General features: G+C 71.3%; 4 protein-coding genes and 1 pseudogene. All 5 read left to right on the top strand.

Annotated features, from left to right (window positions below):
- Positions 1 to 112 precede the first annotated feature (112 nt).
- The 5 genes and pseudogenes from ACWGIC_RS44720 (at position 113) to purU (ending at position 3,664) form a co-directional block, all read left to right on the top strand.
- Positions 113 to 613 carry a DUF2505 domain-containing protein gene (locus ACWGIC_RS44720; RefSeq protein ID WP_452082027.1) on the top strand — a complete coding sequence of 167 codons (501 nt, stop codon included), beginning with the start codon at positions 113 to 115 and terminating at the stop codon, positions 611 to 613.
- A complete protein-coding gene (locus ACWGIC_RS44715; RefSeq protein WP_452082026.1) occupies positions 592 to 1,392 on the top strand; it encodes a class I SAM-dependent methyltransferase in 801 nt (266 codons plus the stop codon). Before ACWGIC_RS44720 ends, ACWGIC_RS44715 begins: the two co-directional genes overlap by 22 nt.
- A 69-nt stretch (positions 1,393 to 1,461) precedes the next feature.
- Positions 1,462 to 2,259 carry a DedA family protein gene (locus tag ACWGIC_RS44710; RefSeq protein WP_452082025.1) on the top strand — a complete coding sequence of 266 codons (798 nt, stop codon included), beginning with the start codon at positions 1,462 to 1,464 and terminating at the stop codon, positions 2,257 to 2,259.
- Positions 2,156 to 2,767: pseudogene (locus ACWGIC_RS44705) on the top strand (maleylpyruvate isomerase family mycothiol-dependent enzyme); the annotation flags it as partial. The gene ACWGIC_RS44710 and the pseudogene ACWGIC_RS44705, both read left to right, overlap by 104 nt.
- Before the next feature lie 45 nt (positions 2,768 to 2,812).
- Positions 2,813 to 3,664 (top strand): formyltetrahydrofolate deformylase, encoded by an 852-nt coding sequence (gene purU / locus ACWGIC_RS44700; RefSeq protein ID WP_452082028.1) that lies wholly within the window; start codon positions 2,813 to 2,815, stop codon positions 3,662 to 3,664.
- Positions 3,665 to 3,726 lie beyond the last annotated feature (62 nt).

Here is a 3,726-nt window from a genome sequence, read left to right as displayed (position 1 = left end):
ACCAACCGCCACCACACTCCTCTTCGGGGTGCCCCCAACCCACCGGCTGCAATGTCGCCGCCAGGCGACGAGCCGCCAACCCCCACCCCACCCACCCGGTACTGTCCGTTTCATGGGATCCCGGATCGAACACCGCGGCGAGTTCGACGGCTCACTGGCGGACGTCTTCGCCGCAGTGGCCGGAGAGGAAGCACTCCGCGCCCGCCTAGCCGCCCTAGGCGGTGACGACGCGAAACTCCTCACCTACACCGCCGAGTCCGACGCCGTCCGCTACGAACTCCAGCACGGCATCAAGGCCGCCAAACTCCCCCAGGCCGTCCGCGCCCTGCACAAGGGCGACATCATCGTCCACCGCACCCAGACCTGGAAGCGCTCCGGCGACGAGTACGCCGGCCGCTCCGACGTAGGCGTCGGCGGCGTTCCCGGCGAAATCGGCGCCTCGACCTACCTCACCCCGAAGGACAGCAAGATCCTGCTCCGCACCACCGGCGAGGTCGTCGTCCGTATCCCCCTCTTCGGCGGTCGGATCGAGGAGTTCGTCTCCGAGCAGGTGGTCAACCTGCTGCGGCAAGAGGACGAGTTCACCGCGCAGTGGCTGGCCGAGCGCGCCTGACCCCGGTGGGAGCCCCGACCAGGGGCACCACCAATCCCAACCGGTTGCGCCGGGTCGACCGGTGGCTCGCGAGCGATCCGGCCGTCACTCGGCTGCTGCGGCGGGGCGAAAGTCCCCTTGTCGTCGATCTCGGCTACGGAGCGTCGCCGGTCACGACGGTCGAACTGGCCCGCTGGCTGGCGCGCGTACGACCGGACGTCCGGGTTCTGGGGCTCGAACTCGACCCAGAACGAGTCGCCGCCGCCCAGCCCGCCGCCGATCCGCCCCGGCTCGACTTCCGTCGCGGCGGCTTCGAGCTGGCCGGGACGCGGCCGGTGCTGGTGCGCGCGTTCAACGTGCTCCGGCAGTACGCCGAGGACGAGGTCCCGGGAGCGTGGCAGCTGATGCTCGACGCGATGCCGCCGGACGGCCTGCTGGTCGAGGGCACCTGCGACGAGATCGGCAGGCTGGTCGCCTGGGTCGCGGTCGGGGCGGACGGCCCGCGCACGCTGACCCTGTCGCTCCGCCTCGCCGGGCTCGATCGTCCGTCCACAGTGGCCGAACGACTGCCGAAGATCCTCATCCACCGCAACGTTCCCGGCGAACGCGTGCACGCTCTGATGTCCACTTTGGACGAATGCTGGGCGGCGGCCGCCCCGCACCGCTCCTTCGGCGTGCGCGCCCGCTGGACCGCCGCGGTCGCGATGCTCGCCGACCGCGGCTGGCCGGTTTTCGGCAATCCGGACCGGCGCCGGCTCGGCGAGCTGACCGTGGCCTGGGAAAGCGTCGCTCCGCGCTGAACCCACCTGTTCACCACCCGCACCCCGCTGGGTCATCCCGTGGTGACCTTCAGTGCTGACGATGAGCGGGTGGAACTGCTGGAACACGTCACCGAGCTGATCCGGGGCACGCTCGGCTCGCCCTGGCTGTGGGTGCTCGTGTTCGCGATCGCCGGGCTGGACGCGCTGCTCCCGTTCATGCCGAGCGAAACGACCGTGGTGACCGTCGCCGTCCTGATCGGACCGGACGCGGGCACGCTCGCGCTGCTGGTCGTCGTCTCCGCCGCCGGTGCGTGGGCGGGCGACTGTCTCGGCTACGCCGTGGGCCGCGCCGCCGGGCCGCGCGCCGTCGCCTGGCTGCAACGCGGACCGTCCGGACGGCAACGCTACGAATGGGCTCGCGACCAGGTGCGCAGGCAAGCGCCGCTGCTGATCATCGCCGCGCGCTACCTGCCCGGCGGTCGCGTCGCGAGCGCGCTGGCCAACGGCAGCCTCGGCTACCCGCTGCGCCGGTTCGTACCGCTCGACGCCTTGGGCGCGACGCTGTGGTCGGTGTACAGCGCGCTGATCGGGCTCGCCGGAGGTGCCGCTTTCGCCGGCCGTCCGGTGTACGGCCTGCTGCTGTCGTTCCTGCTCGGGCTGCTGCTGGTCGTGCTCATCGAGTTCGGCCGACGGGTCCGGGTGCGCAGGCTACGGTCAGCTCATGGACGCGCCACGCCTGCTGGAAGCGATCGACATCCACGCCGACCGGATCAAGGCCGCCACGCTCGCCGCGGGTCCGGCCGCGCCGGTCCGGAACTGTCCGGAGTGGACAGTGCAGGATCTGATGACGCACCTGACGGCGGTGCTCTCGTACACGGTCGCTGCGATCACCGGGCAGAAAGCTGAGCCGCGGCCCGCCACTATCTGGGAAGACACGCTCGGCCGCTGGGACGGCGAACGCATGGCCGTCCGCGAAGCCCTGCGCCGCCCGGCGGACACCCCGCTGGAGTCGCCGTTCCCGCGCGGCGGCCCGGTCACCACCGGCGACTGGACCCGCAGGCTCGCGCACGAGTTCGCCATCCACCGGCTCGACGCGGAAAGCGCCCTGCCGACGCCGCCGGTCACCCGGTACCGCACGGAATTCGCCGAGGACGGCATCGACGAGTTCCTCGCCTTCCTGACCCCGCGCCGCGCCCAGCCGAGCGGCCGCTTCGGGATCGTCCAGGTCAGCACCGACACCCGGGCCTGGACCGTTCTCCTGCACCCCGGCCAGCCGCCGACGCTGGGCGAAGGCGTCCCGGACCTCTCCCTCACCGGCCCGGCCGACGACGTCTACCGCGCGTTGTGGGGCCGCCCGAACCATGCCCGGAAAGTCGGCGACGCCACCCTTCTGGAGCCCCTCGCAGCGCCCTGACCAGCGGCCGGTGAGAATGGGCGCGTGTCAGATCCCCAGCGTTACGTGCTCACCTTCGGCTGCCCCGACCGCACCGGCATCATCGCCCGCATCTCGGGCTTCCTCGCCGACCACGGCGGAATGATCGTCGAGGCGGCCTACCACACCGACCCCGACTCGGGCTGGTTCTTCACCCGCCAGGTCGTGCGCGCCGACTCGCTGCCCTTCGACGCCGCCGGATTGCGCGAGCGGTTCGGCGAGGTGGCGAACGAGCTGTCCGCGGAGTCGAGCTGGCAGGTGCGCGACACCGGTGAGCGCCCGCGCGCGGTGGTGCTGGTGTCGAAGGCCGGGCACTGCCTGTACGACCTGCTGGGCCGGGTCGCCTCCGGTGAGCTGGACGTCGACATCGCCGCGGTGATCGGCAACCACGATTCGCTCGCGGACATCACCCGCGCGCACGGGATCCCGTTCCACCACGTGCCGTTCCCGGCGGGCGACCCCGAGGGCAAAGCGGCCGCGTTCGCCAAGGTTCGCGAACTGGTCGACGAGCACGACCCGCACGCGATCGTGCTGGCGCGGTTCATGCAGGTGCTGCCCGCGGAACTGTGCGAGGCGTGGGCCGGGCGCGCGCTGAACATCCACCACAGCTTCCTGCCGTCGTTCATCGGCGCGAAGCCGTATCACCAGGCGCACACCCGCGGCGTGAAGCTCGTCGGCGCGACCTGCCACTACGTCACCGCCGACCTGGACGCCGGGCCGATCATCGAACAGGACGTCATCCGCGTCGACCACGGCGATTCGGTAGCGGACCTGGTGCGCAAGGGCCGTGACATCGAGAAGGTGACGCTCGCCCGCGGCCTTCGCTGGCATCTCGAAGGCCGCGTTTTGGTGCACGGCAACCGAACCATGGTGATGTGACGCGCCCCCGCTCTCCCGAACGTCCGTGAAGGGCTCCTTGAGGGAATCAGATTCCCTAAAGG

This window comes from Amycolatopsis sp. NPDC054798 (assembly GCF_053611505.1).
This window is presented reverse-complemented; position numbering and strand designations above follow the sequence as displayed.

Bases quoted from the DNA above. Each gene is read 5' to 3' on its own strand.
- ACWGIC_RS44720 (WP_452082027.1), top strand. From the start codon at position 113: ATGGGATCCCGGATCGAACACCGCGGCGAGTTCGACGGCTCACTGGCG.